Here is a 17705-nt window from a genome sequence, read left to right on the forward strand (position 1 = left end):
CACGCCTCGTCCCGGCGCCATCCGGGCGTCGACCGGCGCCGTCGGGGAGCTCCCGGTCAGTCCCCCGACAGCGACCAGGTGGCGCCGTCGGCGGAGTCCTCGAGCGTGATCCCAGCAGCTGCCAGGGTGTCGCGGATGCCGTCCGCCCTCGCCCAGTCCCGGGCACTGCGGGCGGCGCTGCGTTCGTCGATGCGGTCGACGACGAGAGCGTCGAGAGCCGCGGCTGCCGCCGTGTCCCCCGCCGTGACGGGGGCTCCGGCGTCGTCGAGCCCGAGCACACGGGTCATGGCGACGACGGCGGCGAGGGCGGCGCGCACGGCGTCGTCGTCACCCTCGGCGAGGCTGGTGTTGCCGGAGCGCACCGTGGTGTGGAGCACCGCGAGGGCCTGGGGGACGTTGAGGTCGTCGTCCATCGCGTCCGCGAAGGCCGCGGGGAGGTCGGCCGAGGAGAGTGCGTCACGGTCCGGGGCGCCGACGCGCGCGGACGCCTTCGCGATGAAGCCGTCGATGCGGGCCACGGCGGCTGCCGCCTCCTGCAGCGAGGTCTCCCGGTAGTCGAGCACCGAGCGGTAGTGTGCCTGGCCGAGGTAGTAGCGCACCACGCGGGGACCGGCGGCATCGATCATCTCCTGCGGGCTCACGGTGTTGCCGATCGACTTCGACATCTTCTCGCCGCCGTAGGTGACCATCCCGTTGTGCATCCAGAAGCGGGCGAAGGCGTGCCCCGCGGCCTGGGACTGGGCCATCTCGTTCTCGTGGTGCGGGAAGCGCAGGTCGAGCCCGCCGCCATGGATGTCGAACTCCGTGCCGAGGTACTTGGTCACCATGCTCGAGCATTCGAGATGCCAGCCGGGCCGGCCTGCACCCCATGGGCTCGACCACGACGCCGTCGGCGGGTCGGATTCCTTGGACCCCTTCCAGAGCGCGAAGTCGCGCGGATCCTTCTTGCCCCGGGGATCGGCGTCGGGGGCGGCCTGCATGTCGTCGATGTCCTGCCGCGTCAGGCTGCCGTAGGCGGGCCAGGAGCGGACGTCGAAGTAGACGTCACCGGAGCCGTCCGGTGCCGGGTAGGCGTGGCCGCGGTCGATGAGGAGCTGGATGAGGGCGTGCATCTCCGGGACGTGGCCTGTGGCCCGCGGCTCGTAGGTGGGGGGCCGGACGCCGAGAGCCGCATACGCCCGGTGGAACTCCTGCTCGAAGCGGAACGCGAGCGCCCACCACGGTTCCTCCGGCACCAGGGACGGGTCCTCGTCCGTCGCCCCGGGGCGGAAGGAGTCCTGGGACCGGGCGAGGATCTTGTCGTCGATGTCCGTGACGTTCCGGACCACGGTGACGCGCAGTCCCCGCGCCTCGAGCCAGCGCGTGAGCTGGTCGAAGGCGATGGCGGAGCGCACGTGCCCCACGTGGGGCATGCCCTGCACGGTGGCACCGCAGTAGTAGAGACTCGCCCTGCCCGGTTCGAGGGGTTCGAAGGGGCGCACCTCGGCGCGGGCGGTGTCATAGAATCGCAGGCTCACCGGTCCAGATTACCCGCCGACGGGCTTCACTCTTGCGGAGCGGGAGGAGCCGCCCGGGCAGCGGACCGGACGACGACGGCGGTGGCGATGGCCGCGACGCCCTCCCCCCGGCCGGTGAGGCCGAGGCCGTCGGTGGTGGTCGCCGAGATGCTCACGGGTGCCTGCGCGGCGTCGGACAGCACGGCCTCGGCCTCGGCCCGGCGCGGTCCGAACTTCGGGCGGTTGCCGATCAGTTGCACCGCGATGTTGCCGATATCGAACCCCGCCGCGCGCACGATCCCCGCGGCGGCCGAGAGGAGGGTATGGCCCGAGGCGCCGGCGTACTCGGGGCGGTCCGTACCGAAGTGCGTCCCGAGATCGCCGACTCCGGCCGCCGAGAACAGGGCATCGGCCGCCGCGTGGGCCACCACGTCGCCGTCGGAATGTCCCGACAGTCCGCGCTCCCCCTCCCACAGCAGGCCTGCCAGCCAGAGCGGGGCGGCCGGCGTGCCGCCCGCGGGCTCGGCTGCGAAGGCGTGGACGTCGACGCCGATCCCGGTGCGGGGAAGGTGGAGGTGCTCACTCAGGTACACGGCTGCTCCTGCTGGTGGGGATGGCGCCCGGGGCCGGGTCGCTCGGGCCCCGGTCGGACCGCTGGGCGCTGCCGGCAGCCCTCTGTGCGAGGACTGCTTCGGCGATGACGAGATCGAGCGGGGTCGTGACCTTGAACGCCAGGGGGTCCCCCTCGACCACCCGTACCGCGTGGCCGAGTGCCTCCATGAGCATGGCGTCGTCCGTGATGCCGGGGTGCGCTGCGGCATCGCCGGCATGGGCCGCCCGGAGAGCACCGGCGTCGAAGCCCTGGGGGGTCTGCACGGCCCGCAGTGCCGCGCGATCGGGGGTTGCCGTGACGAGGTCGCCGTCGACGGCCTTGACGGTGTCGACCACCGGCAGGACCGGGATGACCGCCGTCGCACCCTCCGCGACGGCGGTGGCGACCCGCCGGAAGACGGCAGGAGGTGTGAGCGCCCGCGCGGCGTCGTGGACCAGCACGACGCCGACCGTCGGCGGCAGGGCGTCGAGCCCGGCGCGCACGGACGCCGTCCGCGTGGATCCCCCCACCACTGCCGAGACGACGACCGGGGGATGCGTCAGTACGGCGTCCCCTGTGCTCCCGGCCGGATCCGGACTGTCCGTCGCCGCGCCGGAGGCGGTGTCGGCCGTGCGGGACGCTGCGCTGCGGGCGGCTGCCTCCGCGACGACGGCAGCCAGGACGTCGTCGCCCTCGGGAAGCACCACGACGACGGCGGTCGCGACGCCTGCCAGGAGCACGGCGTCCACCGCGTGGTCCAGGAGGGTGCGTCCGCCACAGAGGACGCGGGCCTTCGGGATGCCGTGGCCGAGGCGTTGTCCGGAGCCGGCGGCGACGATGACGACGCCGACCTCGGCCGGGGTGCGGTGCTGGGGATTCATCTCGGACACTCCGTCACCCTATGACAGCGCAACAAAAAAGAGGGACCCGGAGGTCCCTCTTTCGTGGTCGGCCCATCTCCTAGGAGGCGAGGACCTCGTCGAGAACGCTTGCGGCCTTCTCCTCGTCGGTCTTCTCGGCCAGTGCGAGCTCGGAGATCAGGATCTGCCGCGCCTTGGCGAGCATCCTCTTCTCGCCGGCCGACAGGCCGCGGTCGTGGTCGCGGCGCCAGAGGTCACGTACCACCTCGGCGACCTTGATGACATCGCCGGAGGCGAGCTTCTCGAGGTTCGCCTTGTAACGGCGTGACCAGTTGGTCGGCTCTTCGGTGAACTCGGCCCGCAGGACGTCGAACACATGCTCGAGGCCCTCCTTGCCCACCACGTCGCGAACCCCTACGAGGTCGACGTTCTCTGCTGGTACTTCAATCGTCAGATCGCCCTGGGCCACCTTGAGCTTGAGATACATCTTCTCTTCGCCCTTGACGACACGCATCTTGATCTCCTCGATCTTCGCTGCGCCGTGATGCGGGTAAACAACTGTTTCGCCGACCTCAAAAACCATGTGGACTTTCCCCTTTCCCGGGAATCAGTTTATCACGGCAACGACACGCCGATGAGCGCGTTTTCGCAGGTCAGGGGCTCGAATCAAGCGGAAGTGTCTATCATTCGCCTCTTGACGGACCGGGCATTAAGTGATCCGGGGCTCCTGCGCGGCCGAAACCGACACCACGATCGGACGGCGTTGCCGATAGTCTGTCCTGTAGGTCCCCTCCGGATTCCGTCCCTGTCCCACCTGTTCAACCCCAGGAGTTTGTGCTGTGAATTTCGCACCGAAGAACCGAGTGCAGCGGTCCGTGGCTGCCGGCGCCGTGCTGGTGATGCTGGGTGTCTCCGGCTGCACCTTCACCACCGAGCAGTCCACGACGACCCAGTACGCCGCCTCGGATGGCATCGTGAAGGATTTCGGACCCGTCCTGCTGCGCAACCTCCTGATCGTGGGCAGCGAGGACGAGGCCGCGGGGCGGATCGTCGGTACCGTGTTCAACACGACAGACCAGCCCGTGGACCTGTCCATCCGTGCAGATGGCATCGAAACCACCATCACCGTCGAGGGGGACGGGGAGTTCAGGTTCGAGGACGAGACCGAGGACGACGCCACGCTCGACGGGCTGGAGAACAACCCCGGCTCGCTGGTCGACGTCGACTTCGAGGTCGACGGCGAAGAGGCCACCTTCCAGGTGCCCGTACTGGACGGGACCCTCGAGGAATACCGCGACTTCGTACCCGGCGGCTTCACGCCCCGGCCGAGTGAACCCGCGGCGACCGAGGAAGCATCCGAGGGCGAGGAAGCAGCCGGGGGCGAATAGCCCCCGGCACCGTGACTGCCCGCACCCGATCGATCGGGTGCGGGCAGTGTCATGTCGGCAGGCCCTCACGCCGTTCGGCCGGCACCGGGGTCCAGGATCATCCTGGTCCGGGGGCCGGACTCAGGGCTCGAACTTGTAGCCGAGCCCCCGCACGGTGATGAGGTAGCGGGGATTCGAGGGATCGGGTTCCACCTTGCCACGCAGCCGCTTCACGTGGACGTCGAGGGTCTTGGTGTCCCCCACGTAGTCGGACCCCCAGACCCGATCGATCAGCTGGCCGCGGGTCAGCACCCTGCCCGAATTACGGAGCAGCATCTCGAGCAGCTCGAACTCCTTCAGCGGAAGTGCCACCTGGTCGCCGTCGACACTCACGACGTGCCGTTCGATGTCCATGCGGACCGGACCGGCCTGGATGGTGTTCGAGATCAGTTCCTCGGGTTCGCCCTGGCGCCGCAGCACTGCTCGGATACGGGCCACGAGTTCACGGGAGGAGTAGGGCTTGGTGACGTAGTCGTCAGCCCCGAGCTCCAGTCCCACCACCTTGTCGATCTCGGCGTCCTTCGCGGTCAGCATGATGACCGGGACGCTGGAGCGCTGGCGGAGCTGCCGGCAGACCTCGGTACCGGGCAGTCCCGGCAGTTGGAGATCGAGCAGCACGAGGTCGGCGCCTGAGCGGTCGAACTCGGTGAGGGCGTCGAGGCCGTTGTCCACGACGGACACCTCGTACCCTTCCTTGCCGAGGAGATAGGACAGCGGGTCGCTGAACGACTCCTCGTCCTCAACGATCAGAATTCGGCTCAAGCCTTGACTCCCTGCTCATGGGCAGCACTGCTGCCCTTCTTTCCTGGCTTCCGCTCGACCGACGGGACGGCACCGTTGCCGACGTCGCCCGGGGCAGATTCGTCCGCTGCGGCGTCGTCGTCCACGGCGCCCTCCATCTCGGGCAACCGGACCGTGAAGGTACTGCCCTGTCCGGGCTGCGACCACACGGTGACCTCGCCGCCGTGATTGGACACCACATGCTTGACGATGCTGAGACCGAGGCCTGTGCCGCCGGTCTGGCGGGACCGGGCGGCGTCGATGCGGTAGAAGCGCTCGAAGATGCGTTCCTGTTCCTCGGGCGTGATGCCCGGGCCCTGGTCCGTGACCGACACTTGCACGAGGCCGTCCCGGGACCGGAGTCCCACGCCCACCCGCGTACCCTCGGGCGAATAGCGGATGGCGTTGTCGATGAGGTTGCGGAAGGCCGTCATGAGCAGGTCGCGGTCCCCGTGTACGGGGGTGGAGACCGATCCGCCGACCACCATGTCGATCTGCTTGCTCTCGGCGGGAAGCTTGTTGCGGTCCACGGCTTCGGCGACGACGGAGTTGATGTCCACCGGCTTGCCGCGGCGGACGACGTCGGCCCCCTGGAGACGGGAGAGCTCGATGATGTCCTGCACCAGCGCGGACAGCCGACTGGATTCCTTGTGCATGCGCTGGGCGAAGCGTCGGACGGCCACCTCGTCCTCGGCGGCGTCGTCGATCGCCTCGGCGAGGAGGGAGATCGCACCCACGGGCGTCTTGAGCTCGTGGGAGACGTTCGCGACGAAGTCGTTGCGGATCTCCTCGGTGCGGGTGATCTCGGTGCGGTCGTCCGCCAGGATAAGGATGTACTCGGCGCCGAGGGCCGCTACACGGACCTGGACCACGATCGTCCCCTGGCCGAGGGGGCCACGCGGCAGTTCGAGTTGCTGCTGCTCGATCACGCCGTCGCGCCGGACGCGGGCCGTGAGCTCGAGGAGCTCGGAGTGCACCACGGTATGTCCCCTGACGAGGCCGAAGGCGTAGGCCGCGGGACTGGCGCGGACGACGCCGTCGATCGCGTCCACGACCACGTACGCCCTGCCGATGATGGAGAGGACCTCCGCGGCACCGTCGGGCAGGGAGGGCTCGTCCTCGTAGTGGAGTCGGAGCCGTTGTACCTCGCTCGCGCGGAACGCCGCCATACCGGTCACGCCGAGGGCCAGGCCTACCAGCCCGGCCACGAGCGTCAGGAGAAGGGGGTCCACGGACCTAGCTTATGCGCTGGTATTTCGGGTCCGCCCCATCCGGTGGCGTTGGGCGAGGGGTTCAACTAACGTTCACACAATGCGGAGAAACAGTTCACCGCTGGCTGGAAGGGTCGTCGGCAGAACTGTGGGAACGGTTCGATTCGAAACTTCCAGGGAAGGACGCCTACGTGCGTAAGGTTTTTCAGGCCGAGCTTCATCAGATCGGCGAGGAGCTCATCGAGATCTCCCAACTGGTGACCGAGGCCATTCAGAAGGCCAACAGTGCTTTCCAGGGCGCCGACACCGAGCTTGCACAGGAAGTGATCGCGGCCGATGCGCGCATCGATTTCCTGCAGAACTCCCTCGACGAGCGGGCCATCGACATCCTCGCACTTCAAGGCCCGGTGGCGTCCGATCTCCGCATGATCGTGGGTGCGCTGCGCATGAGCGCGTCGCTGGAGCGGATGGGTGACCTCGCCCGTCACGTGGCCCAGCTCGCCCGTCTGCGTTTCCCCGCGAACGTGATCCCGGAAGGTATTCGCGGGACCTTCGACGAACTCGCCGAACTCGACGTGCAGATCGCAACGAAGGTCAAGGAGCTCCTCGAGACGCGCAACCTCGATCTGACCAACGAGATCAGTGCCGCCAATGCCCGTGTCAATGAGCTGCACGCCAGCGTCTTCAAGGCTGTCGCGGCCGACGACTGGTCCGAGAGCGCACCGACGACGGTGGACGTCACCCTCGCCAGCCGGTACTACGAGCGCTTCGCGGACCACGGCGTCTCGGTGGCCCGGAAGGTCACCTACCTCGTCACGGGAGAATGGCACCCTACCGCTCCGCTGAACTGACTCCTCCCCGGTACTGACACGACGACGGCGGCCCCGCAAGGGCCGCCGTCGTCGTGTTCGTGCGTGCGTCGAGGCGCTGGCGCTAGTGCTTGCCCTGGTTCGCGACGGCCTCGATCGCGGCGGCCGCGGCGTCGGCGTCGAGGTAGGTGCCGCCTGCCTTGACGGGCTTGAGGTCCTCGTCGAGCTCGTACACGAGGGGGATGCCCGTGGGGATGTTCAGCGAGGCGATGTCCTTGTCACTGATGCCGTCGAGGTGCTTGACGAGGGCCCGGAGCGAGTTGCCGTGGGCGGCGATGAGCACGGTCCTGCCGGCCTTGATGTCCACCGTGATGTCCGATTCCCAGTACGGCAGGAAGCGCTCGAGGACGTCCTTCAGGCATTCGGTGCGCGGCACGGCGTCGCCGAGATCGGCGTAGCGGGGGTCGGCGGCCTGCGAGTACTCGCTGGCGTCGTCGAGCGGCGGCGGCGGCGTGTCGTAGGACCGGCGCCATTCCATGAACTGCTGCTCGCCGTACTCCGCGAGGGTCTGGGCCTTGTCCTTGCCCTGCAGCGCTCCGTAGTGGCGTTCGTTGAGCCGCCAGTTCCTCTTGACGTCGATCCAGCTGCGGTCAGCGGCCTCGAGGGCGAGGTTGGCGGTGATGATGGCGCGCTTCTGCCGGGACGTGTACACGATGTCGGGAAGGATGCCGGCTTCGGTCAGGAGGTGGCCGCCGCGGGTTGCTTCCTCGCGTCCCTTCTCCGTGAGGGCGACATCCACCCAGCCGGTGAAGAGGTTCTTCTCGTTCCATTCGCTCTGGCCATGGCGCAGCAGGATCAGTGTGTAGGTCATGGGTCCTAGTCTGCCGCATCGTGTTGCGGCGGTCATGCTGCAGCGTCGTGTGACGATCGGCGGTGCAGAGCCCGGGACGGTGCAGGGCGCTCTGCATGAATCCGGGGGAACGCGCACGGGCCCGGGGCACCCGGCACGGCGGCACTCCTCCCGTGCCCTAGTGTTGATGGGTGCCTTCGCGTCTCCGTCCCCCCAAGCCCCTGGGGACCATCACCCGCGGCACCACAAACCCCAACCGGCTTCGCCGCGTCGATCGCTGGCTCGCCGGATCCCATGGCTCCCGGCTGCGCCGGACTGCCGACCCGCTCGTGGTCGACCTCGGCTACGGCGCCGCTCCCGTCACTGCCGTCGAGCTGTTCACCCGCCTTCGGTCCGTACGCGACGACGTCGAGGTGGTCGGCATCGAGATAGACCCGGCGCGCGTGGCGAGCGCCGAACCCCTCGCGCGCCCCGGCCTCAGCTTCCGACAGGGAGGCTTCGAGTTGCCGCTCGCCGGCCGGCGTCCCGTCGTCGTCCGTGCATTCAATGTGCTGCGACAGTACGGCGAGGACCAGTACGGGGCCCACTGGGACGAGGTCCGAGGACGCCTGGCTCCCGATGGTCTGCTCATCGACGGGACGTGCGACGAGATAGGGCGCCGCTCCACCTGGGCGGCCATCGGGCCGTCGGGACCGGAGTCGCTGAGCATCTCCCTGCGGTTCGGTGCGTTTACGCTCCCGTCCGATGTCGCGGAAAGGCTGCCGAAGGCGCTGATCCACCGGAACGTGGAGGGCGAGCGGGTACACGGATACCTGCAGGCGCTCGACCGGTCATGGCTCGACGCCGCGTCCCTCGCATCCTTCGGGAACCAGCAGCGGTGGATGGCGATGTGCGCAGCGATGAGGGCAGCGGGCTGGCCGCTGCGGGACGGACCCTCGCGATGGCGTCTGGGCGAGGTCACCGTAGCCTGGGACGCGGTCGCTCCGGGGTAGGAACGGCTACCAGGGACCGTACGGGCCCTGATTGCCGCCGCGACCCGAGGTCTGGCTGACGGCCGGCTTGACGTCGGCGAGGTACACACAGGCCGCGATGATGGCGACCAGCTGGAAGAGGTTGAAGCCGCTCCCGCCACCGAGTACGGACAACAGGCCGACGACGACGGCGCCACCCGTGAGTGCCAGCCAGAACCCCTTGGTCCGCTTGAACGCGGCTTCGAAGGCGGTGCCGGGACGCCGCACGCAGTCCGAGAGGGCCCACACTTCGATGCCGAGGGCCACGACGCCCAGGGCGAGGTACAGGTAGGACTGGATTGCAAATACGAGGGCCACGGAATCAGCTTAGCTGGCTTGCCTCGGACGCGGTGCGGATGACACCGCAGCCGGGACTTCCACTTCGGATGCGGCGGGCCTGCGCCCCGCCGTCGTGCCCCCTGTCGCATCCGTCTGCATGTCCGTCGCCCTGTTCGTCCTCACGTCCACCGCCCTGTCTCTCGTAACGTCGGCCGTCACGTCGGTGTGCACGTCCGCCGCCACATACGCCGTCACCTCCGCCGCCCTGTCGGCCGGCGCGCCTGCCGGCCCGTCTGCCGGCCCGTCTGCCGTCACGTCCGCCGGCGTGCCCGCCGCCCCTTCGCGCGGCTGCCGTTCCGTCCGCTGGCGCGCCCGCCGTCTAGTCCGTCATCTAGTCCGTCATCCAGTCCGTCAGCGTGCCCGTCTTGCCCGCCGTCGCGCTTGCAAGCTGATCGCCCGACGCCTGCCGGAGGGCCTGGTCGAGGTCCGCCCACAAATCCTCGGGGTTCTCGATACCCACGGACAGGCGGACGAGTGCTTCGGGGACGGTCTTCGGCTCGGCGGGCTGTCGCCGACGGCGTTCGATGAGTGACTCGACGCCGCCCAGCGAGGTCGCCGGAAGCCAGAGGCGCACGGCCGCGACGAGGGCATCCGCCGTCGGGACGTCGTCGAGCTCGATACTGACGATCCCGCCGAAACCTTTGAACTGGCGGGCCGCACGCTCGTGCCCGGGATCGGCGGGAAGGCCCGGATATCGCACGCGGCGGACGACGGGATGGTCCACGAGGAGGTGCGCGAGGAAGGCCGCGGTGGCCTGACTCCGCTCCATGCGCAGTGCGAGAGTGCGCAGTCCGCGTAGTGCGAGCCAGACCTCGAAGGGCCCGGCGACAGCACCATGCAGGGTGCGGTGCGCCAACAGTCGCTCACGGAGTGCCGAGTCGGAGGTGACCAGCGCGCCGAGGACGACGTCGGAATGCCCGGCCAGCCACTTCGTGACGGAGTGCAGCACGACGTCGACGCCGGACTCGAGGGGGCGGTGGACGATCGGCGTGTTGAACGTGTTGTCTGCGACGACGATCGCGCCGGTCGCATGGGCTGCGTCGGTCAGTACCGCCAGGTCGGCGACCTCGAGCATCGGATTGGTGGGACTCTCCAGCCACAGCATCACCTGACCTTCATCGAACCGCGCGGCGAGCGCGTCAAGCTCCGCAAGGACACCCGCCGTGTCGGCGACGTCGACGGTGCGCAGTTCGAACCTGCCCTGTGCTGCGAGATCAGCGGCGAGACTGATCGACCCGGCATAGGCATGCCGTGGCATCACCACCGCTCCCCCGGTCGGGACGAGGGACAAAGCGGCCGCTGCCGCACCGAGGCCGGAGCTGAAGACGAGGGCCGGGAGGCCTGCTGCCTCGAGTGCACCGAGCGCTTCCTCGAACGGATCCCAGGTGGGGTTGGAGCCACGGGCGTAGATACGGTCGCCCGGGACGGGGGCGCGCGTCTCGTGGTAGGTCGTCGAGAGCACGATCGGCACGTTGACCGGGGCATCGTGCTCGCGTGGGGGTCTGCCTGCCGCGACGGTGAGGGTGTCCGGGGCGAGCCCGGTGTGCGGCAGATCCTCGCGAGATGTCGTCATGGGGTCAGCGTAAATGGGGAGAGCGCGTGCCTGAAAAAGAGGGAGGTCACAATCGCCGACCCCGTGCGGTCCCCCACCCGTCGCGCCCGCCTGGATGACCGGCGTCACGGCGTCCCGCCAAGTGTGAGCTCACGGTGCCGGTTCCGCCGCGGAGTGCGATCGGGGTCGATGTAGGGCGGTGGCGTGAACCAGGGGATGCCGTGCTTCATCTGAATACTCCAGTTGCCCCGCTCGACGAGCCGGTGGTGGAAGGAACACAGGAGGCATCCATTGGAGACGTCGGTTCTTCCGCCCTCGGCCCACGGTGCGATGTGGTGTGCCTCCGACCAGACGGCCGGGACAGTGCAATCGGGGAAGGCGCACCCCCTGTCCCGGGCGACCAGTGCTCGCCGCTGCGCCACGCCGAAGAACCTTCGGGCACGACCGACGTCGAGGACCTCCCCGTGCCCTCCCAGCACGACCGGGATGATGTCCGCGTCGCACGCGATCTTGCGAACGATCCGCGCGGTGACAGGACCACCGAAGACGCTGTAGCCACCTTCGGGATGCGTTCGTGGAGCGCCTGAGGGGTCGCTGAAGCCTGCGGGTCCCATGTCGCGCTTCGGACGACCGTCCTGCGCCGACTGCCGGTCCTGCCAGGAGCGCACGACCCGCCCGAAGTCCCCACCCGACTCGTCCGGCCCGTCCTGCCCGAAGTCCCCACCCGACTCGTCCGGCCCGTCCGGCCCGAAGTCCCCACCCGACCCGTCGTGCCCGTCCAGCCCGAAGTCCCCACCCGACCCGTCGTCCGATGAATCGACCGCACGCCCGTACGAGCCTTGTGCTCGCCGCCGGACCACTCCGCGGCTACGCAGGTCCTCGGTGAGAGCCCGGTAATCGATGGTGACCATCACCTGCGGTCGATGGCCGCCGGTGGCAGGAAGCGTGTCCGTGGCGAGGGCGACCTGGCAGGCACCGACCAACCCGTCGAGGTGGCGTTGGGGCCGGGTCCGACGTTCCCACTTCGACGCGGAGTCGGCCGGCAGCGGGTCGTTCGACATCGCCCCACCTGGCACCGGACAGTCCGGCACCGGCCCCGCGGGAGCGCCGATGCCGTCAGTGCCACTGCCGTCAGGGTCGGGAACGCCGGTGCAGTCGTTCCCGGCTTCCGCCCGGGGCTCGCCCCCTCCTGGGCCACCGCGGTCCCGCGCGGTGCGCGGGTTGGTGGCGGTGTTCATGACGGTGAGGAGGTACTCGAACTGTTCGTCGTCCGCCGCGATCTCGAGCCGGTGCAGTCCGCGTCGCCTGCCCCGCAGGAACACGCCCTGCTGTGCCTTCAACAGCTCCTCGGTGGGTTCGGCCCCGTCAGGATCGAGGACGGATTCCCATCGTCGGATGACCACGTTCAACAGATCGGCATCCGATTCCGCGGCCTGTGCGGCCAGGCCCTCCTCCATGGCCTGCAGTTGCAGGGTCGAGGCACAGGGCCGGACGCGTTCCACTGCATCACTGATACGGGTTGCGGAGTAGGAACTGATCACACCGGCCCTGAACCCGTCCCCGACGGATTCGAGCATGGCGGGGCAAGGCTCACCGGTGGCCGTTCGTCGTGGAAGCACCGACTTCCCGAGGCGGATCCGCCGTTGCGCCTCCTGCCGCGTGATACCCAGGCGGGCACGGAGATATTCGGCAGTGTCCCTGAACTCGTGGCTGTCGCCGGGAACGGCCAGAGGACCGCTCCAGCCCAGGCCCTGCCGGGTCTCCCCGAACCTCGCGATCTCCTGCTGATCCGCCGCTGCCGCACCCACCACCTGCAGGTACTCGACCAACCGGGCAAGGTGCTCCACAGCCCCCAGTGCCGCAGCAAGATCGGCCGTCGAGGCCAGACCGGCTTCGACCTCGAACTGCTCGGCGATATGTGCCAGGTGGGACTGCACCCCGCCGACGGCCTGCGCCGTCGTCGATCGTGCCTCTGCTACTGCTGTCGCCATGGGACCAGCGTATTAGTACGGAGATTCGAATAATCGGGGGTCACTCCGTATGTGGACAACTCTCGCGAATCATCCCTGGGAAGGCACACGAAGCACGCAACGCCGATCGTGTGACCTCGATGTCACGGGCACTCGGTAGGCTGGGCGCGTGACCTTTCCCCTCCCGCACGGGCTTCCCGGGCTCTTCATCGCGCTCGAAGGCGGCGACGGCGCGGGCAAGTCCACGCAGGCCGCACTGCTCTGCGCGGCCCTCGAATCCGGTGGGCGCACAGTGATCCGCACACGTGAACCCGGGGGCACTGCCATCGGGGAGAAGCTGCGCTCCCTCGTCCTCGACCACGGTCACGGCCAGATCGACGCGCGCACCGAAGCCCTCATGTTCGCGGCCTCGCGGGCAGCCCACGTCCAGCAGGTGATCGTGCCCGCACTGGAACGCGGCGACGTCGTCGTCTGCGACCGTTTCATCGACTCCTCGGTCGCCTACCAAGGTGCCGGGCGCGGACTGGGTGCGCAGGCCGTCCTGGACGTGAACCTCTGGGCCACCGACGGGCTCCGCCCAGACCTCACCGTCCTGCTCGACGTCGAGCCCGCCGAAGGGCGGAGCCGCCGCACCACCGGCGCGGCCGCCGAGGACCGCCTCGAGTCGGAACCCGACGACTTCCACGCCCGGATCCGCGCCGCCTTCCTGGACCTCGCCCGCGCGGAACCCGAACGGTACCTCGTCCTGGCCGCGTCGAGGACGCCCGAGGACCTTCACCGCTCCATCCTCGGAGCCCTCCCCCGGGTCTCGGCATGAGCGCCGTGACGCACAGCCTCCCCGCATCCGGAGTGTGGGCGGACCTCCGCGGGCAGGAACAGGTGGTCGAGCAACTGCGCCGTGCCGCGGAATCCGGTACACCGACGCACGCCTGGCTCTTCACCGGCCCGCCCGGCTCCGGCCGGTCCAATGCCGCCCGCGCTTTCGCCGCCGCCCTGCTCTGCGAGCGCGAGAATCTCGCCGAGCGTGGTTGCGGCACATGCAAGGCCTGCCACACCGTCCTCTCCGGGGCACACGCCGATCTGACCAACGTCACCACTGAGAAGGTGACCATCAGCATCGACGAGGCACGTGAACTGGTCCGCAAGGCACAGGACAAACCGTCGACCGGGCGCTGGCGGATCATCATCGTCGAGGACGCCGACCGCATGCAGGAGCGCAGCACCAACGTGCTGCTCAAGGCCATCGAGGAACCGCCGCCGCGGACCATCTGGCTGCTGTGCGCTCCGAGTCCCGGCGACGTGCTCGTCACCATCCGCTCCCGGTGCCGGTCCGTCGGCCTCCGCCTACCCCCCGTGCAGGACGTCGCCAATCTGCTCGTCGCCCGCGACGGGATCGATCCCGCGACGGCGGAAGCGGCCGCCCGCGCCGCCCAGAGCCACATCGGCATCGCGAAGAGGCTCGCCACGGACGACGGCGCCCGCGAGCGCCGCAACCAGATCGTCCGGCTCCCGCTGACACTGCGCTCGGTGGCCGGTGCCATGCGTGCTGCTGCGGACCTGGTGAAGCTCGCCGAGGCGGAGGCCCAGAGTTCCTTCGAGCAGCGCGACGCCGAGGAGAGGACAGCACTGCTCACCACCCTCGGCGCTCCCGAGACGGGCGTCCTGCCGCCGTCGATGCGCGCACAGGTCAAGCGGTTGGAGGACGATCAGACGCGACGGGCCAAGCGTTCCAAGAACGACTACTTCGACCGCGCGCTGACGGATCTCATCTCCTTCTACAGGGATGTGCTGATGCTCCAGGTCTCCAGCGGGCAGATGCTCGTCAACGAGCCCCTGCGGCCCGAACTCGAGGAGTTCGCCCGCCGGGAGAGCCCCGAAGACACCCTCCTCCGGCTCGAGTCCATCAACGAAGTGCGTTCCCGGCTCGTGAGCACCAACGTGTCGCCGCTGCTAGCGATCGAAGCGATGACGGTGAGCCTCCTGTCCCGGAAGGACCTCGACCGATGACCGGCGGACCGCTCCACCTCCTCGGCCGCGGCCCCCGCAGCATCCTCGACAGCAGCCCCCGTAGCCCTCTCGGCCGCGCCGCCGCGCTCCTCGCCGCATCCACCGCCGTCGTGCTGGGGCTTTCCGGATGCATGCTGCTGGCACCCGACGACGGGCCCGTCCCGCCTGCGGGCGGGCTCGAGACCGCCGACCCCGCGGCGATCGGTGACGTGGCCGAGGGCCTCCGGACCTTCTACACGCAGGACGTGCGGTGGGAGAGCTGTGAGGGATCGTTCTCGTGCGCGACGATCGAGGTGCCCCTGGACTACACCGACCCAGGGCGGGACAGCATCGAGATCGCGGCCATCCGCGCCGATGCCTCGGGTGAGGCGCAGGGGACGATCCTCATCAACCCGGGCGGACCGGGCGGCTCGGGCTTCAACATCGTGAAGGACTCCCTCGACTACGTCACGAGCGAGCGCCTACGGGAGGACTACGACGTCGTGGGCTTCGACCCCCGGGGGGTGAACAGGTCCAGCGCCGTGGAGTGCTACACCGACGCCGAGCAGGACGAGGCGCGGCAGGAGACCTACCCGGCCGAGGCCTCCCCCGATGAGCTCCTCGACCTCATGACGGCGGACGCGGAGGAGTTCGCGGACCTGTGCGCCGAACGCACGGGTGAACTGCTGGGCTTCGTGGACACCGAATCCGCCGCACGGGACATGGACATCCTGCGTGCCCTCGTGAGCGACGAGAAACTGAACTTCCTGGGCTTCTCCTACGGGTCGCAGCTCGGAGCGACCTACGCGGAACTGTTCCCGGAGCGGGCCGGGCGCCTCGTCCTCGACGGCGCGATCGACCCGTCGCTGAGCAGCGAGAACATCACCCTCGGCCAGGCCCGCGGCTTCGAGAACGCCCTGCGCGCCTACGTCGCCGACTGCCAGCAGGGCCCGGAGTGCCCCTACACCGGGACGGTGGACGACGGTATCCGGCAGATCCAGGACCTGTTCGCCGCTGTCGAGCGCGAACCGATGACGGCGGAGGACGGCCGCCTCGTGCCGATCTCCACCTTCGTCCAGGGCTTCATCCTGCCCCTGTACGACAACGGCAACTGGCCCACGCTCACCCAGGCCGTCTCCGACGCCCTCGACGGCGATGCGTCCACCATGCTCTACCTCGCGGATCTCGCCGCTGAACGTGGGCCGGACGGCACCTATGCAGGCAACTCGACCGCGGCGTTCCTCTCCGTCAACTGCCTCGACTACCCGATGACGAGCGATCCCCTCCAGATGCGCACCGACGAGAACGAACTCGTCTCGGCATCACCGACCTTCGGCCGGTTCCTCGCGTTCGGCGGCGTCACCTGCGCCCCCTGGAAGTACCCGCCGGCCCTCGGCCCCGCGCCCGTGGAGGCTGCCGGCGCCGATCCGATCGTCGTCATCGGCACCACCGGCGATCCGGCGACGCCGTACGAGTGGTCGACGGCACTGGCGGACCAGCTGGAGTCCGGCGTCCATGTGACGTGGGAAGGCGAGGGCCATACCGCGTACGGCCGCTCCAACGACTGCATCCTGGACCTGGTCGATGATTTCTTCATCGACGGGACGGTCCCGGAGGACGGCGTCCGCTGCTGAGGAGTCAGTTCCGCTGCGTGACGCCGAGGCCGTCCGGCGAGCCCGGCAGGTCGATGGATCGAGAAGCGGCCGCGGACGCATGGCGCGGCGCGGCGACGGCGAGCCCTGCCGCAAGCCATCGGGGCAGGTGGCACATGGAGGGCAGCACGACGTCGGCGCCCGCGAGCCGCAGCTCGGCCTCGGGGTGGGCGCCGGTCAGGACCCCGACGACGGCGCCCGCCCCCGCGCGCCGTCCCGCGACGACGTCCGACGTCGTGTCCCCCGCGACCAGCACGGAGCGCACGTCCTCGATGTCGAGCGCGAGGACCGCGGTGAGGATGATGTCGGGGTAGGGGCGGCCGCGTCCCGCGTCCGAGGGGCACAGGCTGAGATCCGCCAGCCCCATCCAGCCGAGGGACTCCAGGATCATGTTCTGGGTGTGCCGGCCGAACCCGGTGGCGAGGCAGATCCTGAGCCCGGCATTCCGCAGCTCCAGGATCGCTTCCTCGGCGCCGGGGATGGGCTCCACTCCGTAACGTGCCAGCAGGTCGTCGTACGCCGTCTCGAAGGTCCGGTTGACCTGGGCCGCGACGGCGACGTCGGGAAACAGGCGCCGGAAGACGAGCTCCTTCGACGTCCCCATCTCCTGACGGGCGTACGCCGTCATCCGGTCGAACGCGCGGGTGCCTTCCTGCACCCCGTGCGAGGTGAGGGTACGCGTCAGCGCTTCGTCCTGCAGTCGGCCCTCGTCCACGGTGGTTCCGGCCATGTCGATGACGGCGAGCGAGAACGAACGGTCCTGTGTCATGCGGCATCCCCCTTGGTGGCCGCCCCGCTCCGATGCGGGACAAGTCTGCTGTCCACACTCTCCGAGGGTGCTGACGCGTCACCGTCCGCAAGGCTGACGGCGCGTGAACTGTCGGCGAACTCCCGGGCAGGGACACCATTTTGACCGCGGGCCGACCCCTCCTATAAAGTTGTGCCTGGTGGATCGGCCCGGACGATGTTCCCGGTCAGGAAGCATTGCCTCCTTAGCTCAGTCGGTAGAGCGTCTCACTCGTAATGAGAAGGTCGCCAGTTCGACTCTGGCAGGAGGCTCCACGATCGCCCTGGTTGGTCCGCAACCGGGGCTTTTTCGTGTCCGGATACTTCTCCGCCTTCAGGGACGGCGAGAACCGGGACCCACCGAGGCGGCGAGCGCCGGGAACCA

17 protein-coding genes and 1 tRNA gene are annotated in these 17705 nt (G+C 69.2%); 7 read left to right on the top strand and 11 right to left on the bottom strand.

Annotated features, from left to right (window positions below; genetic code table 11):
* Positions 1-56: 56 nt before the first annotated feature.
* The 4 genes from cysS to CXQ92_RS07490 form a co-directional block, all read right to left on the bottom strand.
* Positions 57-1517: a cysteine--tRNA ligase gene (gene cysS / locus CXQ92_RS07475; protein ID WP_104166866.1), complete on the bottom strand. Its 1461-nt coding sequence runs from the start codon at positions 1515-1517 to the stop codon at positions 57-59.
* 26 nt (positions 1518-1543) lie between these two features.
* Positions 1544-2089, bottom strand: coding sequence for a 2-C-methyl-D-erythritol 2,4-cyclodiphosphate synthase (gene ispF / locus CXQ92_RS07480; RefSeq protein ID WP_104166868.1), 546 nt, complete (start codon positions 2087-2089; stop codon positions 1544-1546).
* The gene (locus CXQ92_RS07485; RefSeq protein ID WP_104166870.1) at positions 2076-2969 is read right to left on the bottom strand and encodes a 2-C-methyl-D-erythritol 4-phosphate cytidylyltransferase; all 894 of its coding nucleotides are present in this window, start codon (positions 2967-2969) and stop codon (positions 2076-2078) included. Before CXQ92_RS07485 ends, ispF begins: the two co-directional genes overlap by 14 nt.
* Before the next feature lie 79 nt (positions 2970-3048).
* Positions 3049-3531 carry a CarD family transcriptional regulator gene (locus CXQ92_RS07490; RefSeq protein ID WP_043443336.1) on the bottom strand — a complete coding sequence of 161 codons (483 nt, stop codon included), beginning with the start codon at positions 3529-3531 and terminating at the stop codon, positions 3049-3051.
* A 256-nt stretch (positions 3532-3787) separates the two neighbouring features.
* Between CXQ92_RS07490 and CXQ92_RS07495 the strand changes: the two genes are divergently transcribed.
* Positions 3788-4336 carry a hypothetical protein gene (locus CXQ92_RS07495; RefSeq protein ID WP_104166872.1) on the top strand — a complete coding sequence of 183 codons (549 nt, stop codon included), beginning with the start codon at positions 3788-3790 and terminating at the stop codon, positions 4334-4336.
* A 120-nt stretch (positions 4337-4456) separates the two neighbouring features.
* Here CXQ92_RS07495 and CXQ92_RS07500 read toward each other — a convergent pair whose 3' ends face one another.
* Both CXQ92_RS07500 and CXQ92_RS07505 read right to left on the bottom strand, forming a co-directional pair.
* Positions 4457-5137 (bottom strand): response regulator transcription factor, encoded by a 681-nt coding sequence (locus CXQ92_RS07500; protein WP_104166874.1) that lies wholly within the window; start codon positions 5135-5137, stop codon positions 4457-4459.
* A complete protein-coding gene (locus CXQ92_RS07505; RefSeq protein WP_104166876.1) occupies positions 5134-6387 on the bottom strand; it encodes a cell wall metabolism sensor histidine kinase WalK in 1254 nt (417 codons plus the stop codon). Before CXQ92_RS07505 ends, CXQ92_RS07500 begins: the two co-directional genes overlap by 4 nt.
* A gap of 170 nt (positions 6388-6557) precedes the next feature.
* On the opposite strand from CXQ92_RS07505, the gene phoU reads away from it, so the two are divergent.
* Complete coding sequence (gene phoU / locus CXQ92_RS07510) at positions 6558-7217, top strand: phosphate signaling complex protein PhoU (protein WP_104166878.1); 660 nt, start codon at positions 6558-6560, stop codon at positions 7215-7217.
* Positions 7218-7299: 82 nt separating this feature from the next.
* On the opposite strand, the gene CXQ92_RS07515 is transcribed toward phoU, so the two are convergent.
* Positions 7300-8046 carry a phosphoglyceromutase gene (locus CXQ92_RS07515; RefSeq protein ID WP_104166880.1) on the bottom strand — a complete coding sequence of 249 codons (747 nt, stop codon included), beginning with the start codon at positions 8044-8046 and terminating at the stop codon, positions 7300-7302.
* Positions 8047-8216: 170 nt separating this feature from the next.
* Between CXQ92_RS07515 and CXQ92_RS07520 the strand changes: the two genes are divergently transcribed.
* Complete coding sequence (locus CXQ92_RS07520; protein WP_104166882.1) at positions 8217-9017, top strand: class I SAM-dependent methyltransferase; 801 nt, start codon at positions 8217-8219, stop codon at positions 9015-9017.
* Between the two features lie 6 nt (positions 9018-9023).
* Here the strand turns inward: CXQ92_RS07520 and CXQ92_RS07525 are convergent, their stop codons facing one another.
* The 3 genes from CXQ92_RS07525 to CXQ92_RS17805 all read right to left on the bottom strand — a co-directional run bounded on the left by CXQ92_RS07525 (position 9024) and on the right by CXQ92_RS17805 (position 12917).
* A complete protein-coding gene (locus CXQ92_RS07525; protein ID WP_104166884.1) occupies positions 9024-9353 on the bottom strand; it encodes a DUF2516 family protein in 330 nt (109 codons plus the stop codon).
* A gap of 352 nt (positions 9354-9705) precedes the next feature.
* Complete coding sequence (locus CXQ92_RS07535) at positions 9706-10947, bottom strand: PLP-dependent aspartate aminotransferase family protein (protein WP_104166888.1); 1242 nt, start codon at positions 10945-10947, stop codon at positions 9706-9708.
* 104 nt (positions 10948-11051) lie between these two features.
* Positions 11052-12917, bottom strand: coding sequence for an HNH endonuclease signature motif containing protein (locus tag CXQ92_RS17805; RefSeq protein WP_146067411.1), 1866 nt, complete (start codon positions 12915-12917; stop codon positions 11052-11054).
* Between the two features lie 148 nt (positions 12918-13065).
* Between CXQ92_RS17805 and tmk the strand changes: the two genes are divergently transcribed.
* Genes tmk through CXQ92_RS07555 form a run of 3 tightly spaced genes read left to right on the top strand, consistent with a single transcriptional unit; the run spans position 13066 to position 16516 of the window.
* The gene (gene tmk, locus CXQ92_RS07545; RefSeq protein WP_104166890.1) at positions 13066-13713 is read left to right on the top strand and encodes a dTMP kinase; all 648 of its coding nucleotides are present in this window, start codon (positions 13066-13068) and stop codon (positions 13711-13713) included.
* Positions 13710-14903 carry a DNA polymerase III subunit delta' gene (locus CXQ92_RS07550; RefSeq protein WP_104166892.1) on the top strand — a complete coding sequence of 398 codons (1194 nt, stop codon included), beginning with the start codon at positions 13710-13712 and terminating at the stop codon, positions 14901-14903. The genes tmk and CXQ92_RS07550 overlap by 4 nt, the downstream gene beginning before the upstream one ends.
* Positions 14900-16516: an alpha/beta hydrolase gene (locus tag CXQ92_RS07555; protein WP_104166894.1), complete on the top strand. Its 1617-nt coding sequence runs from the start codon at positions 14900-14902 to the stop codon at positions 16514-16516. The genes CXQ92_RS07550 and CXQ92_RS07555 overlap by 4 nt, the downstream gene beginning before the upstream one ends.
* 4 nt (positions 16517-16520) lie before the next feature.
* Here the strand turns inward: CXQ92_RS07555 and CXQ92_RS07560 are convergent, their stop codons facing one another.
* Positions 16521-17303 (bottom strand): HAD-IA family hydrolase, encoded by a 783-nt coding sequence (locus CXQ92_RS07560; protein ID WP_104166896.1) that lies wholly within the window; start codon positions 17301-17303, stop codon positions 16521-16523.
* Between the two features lie 217 nt (positions 17304-17520).
* On the opposite strand from CXQ92_RS07560, the gene CXQ92_RS07565 reads away from it, so the two are divergent.
* A tRNA-Thr gene (locus CXQ92_RS07565) sits at positions 17521-17596 on the top strand.
* Positions 17597-17705 lie beyond the last annotated feature (109 nt).

The sequence above is a fragment of the Arthrobacter sp. SX1312 genome (genome assembly GCF_002929295.1).
Taxonomy (GTDB): domain Bacteria; phylum Actinomycetota; class Actinomycetes; order Actinomycetales; family Micrococcaceae; genus Arthrobacter_D.

What these genes read in the sequence shown, in the direction of transcription:
- CXQ92_RS07515 (WP_104166880.1), bottom strand. Translation starts at nt 8,046, where the DNA reads ATGACCTACACACTGATCCTGCTGCGCCATGGCCAGAGCGAATGGAAC.
- CXQ92_RS07550 (WP_104166892.1), top strand. Translation starts at nt 13,710, where the DNA reads ATGAGCGCCGTGACGCACAGCCTCCCCGCATCCGGAGTGTGGGCGGAC.
- CXQ92_RS07535 (WP_104166888.1), bottom strand. Translation starts at nt 10,947, where the DNA reads ATGACGACATCTCGCGAGGATCTGCCGCACACCGGGCTCGCCCCGGAC.
- CXQ92_RS07485 (WP_104166870.1), bottom strand. Translation starts at nt 2,969, where the DNA reads ATGAATCCCCAGCACCGCACCCCGGCCGAGGTCGGCGTCGTCATCGTC.
- CXQ92_RS07555 (WP_104166894.1), top strand. Translation starts at nt 14,900, where the DNA reads ATGACCGGCGGACCGCTCCACCTCCTCGGCCGCGGCCCCCGCAGCATC.
- CXQ92_RS17805 (WP_146067411.1), bottom strand. Translation starts at nt 12,917, where the DNA reads ATGGCGACAGCAGTAGCAGAGGCACGATCGACGACGGCGCAGGCCGTC.
- CXQ92_RS07560 (WP_104166896.1), bottom strand. Translation starts at nt 17,303, where the DNA reads ATGACACAGGACCGTTCGTTCTCGCTCGCCGTCATCGACATGGCCGGA.
- CXQ92_RS07490 (WP_043443336.1), bottom strand. Translation starts at nt 3,531, where the DNA reads ATGGTTTTTGAGGTCGGCGAAACAGTTGTTTACCCGCATCACGGCGCA.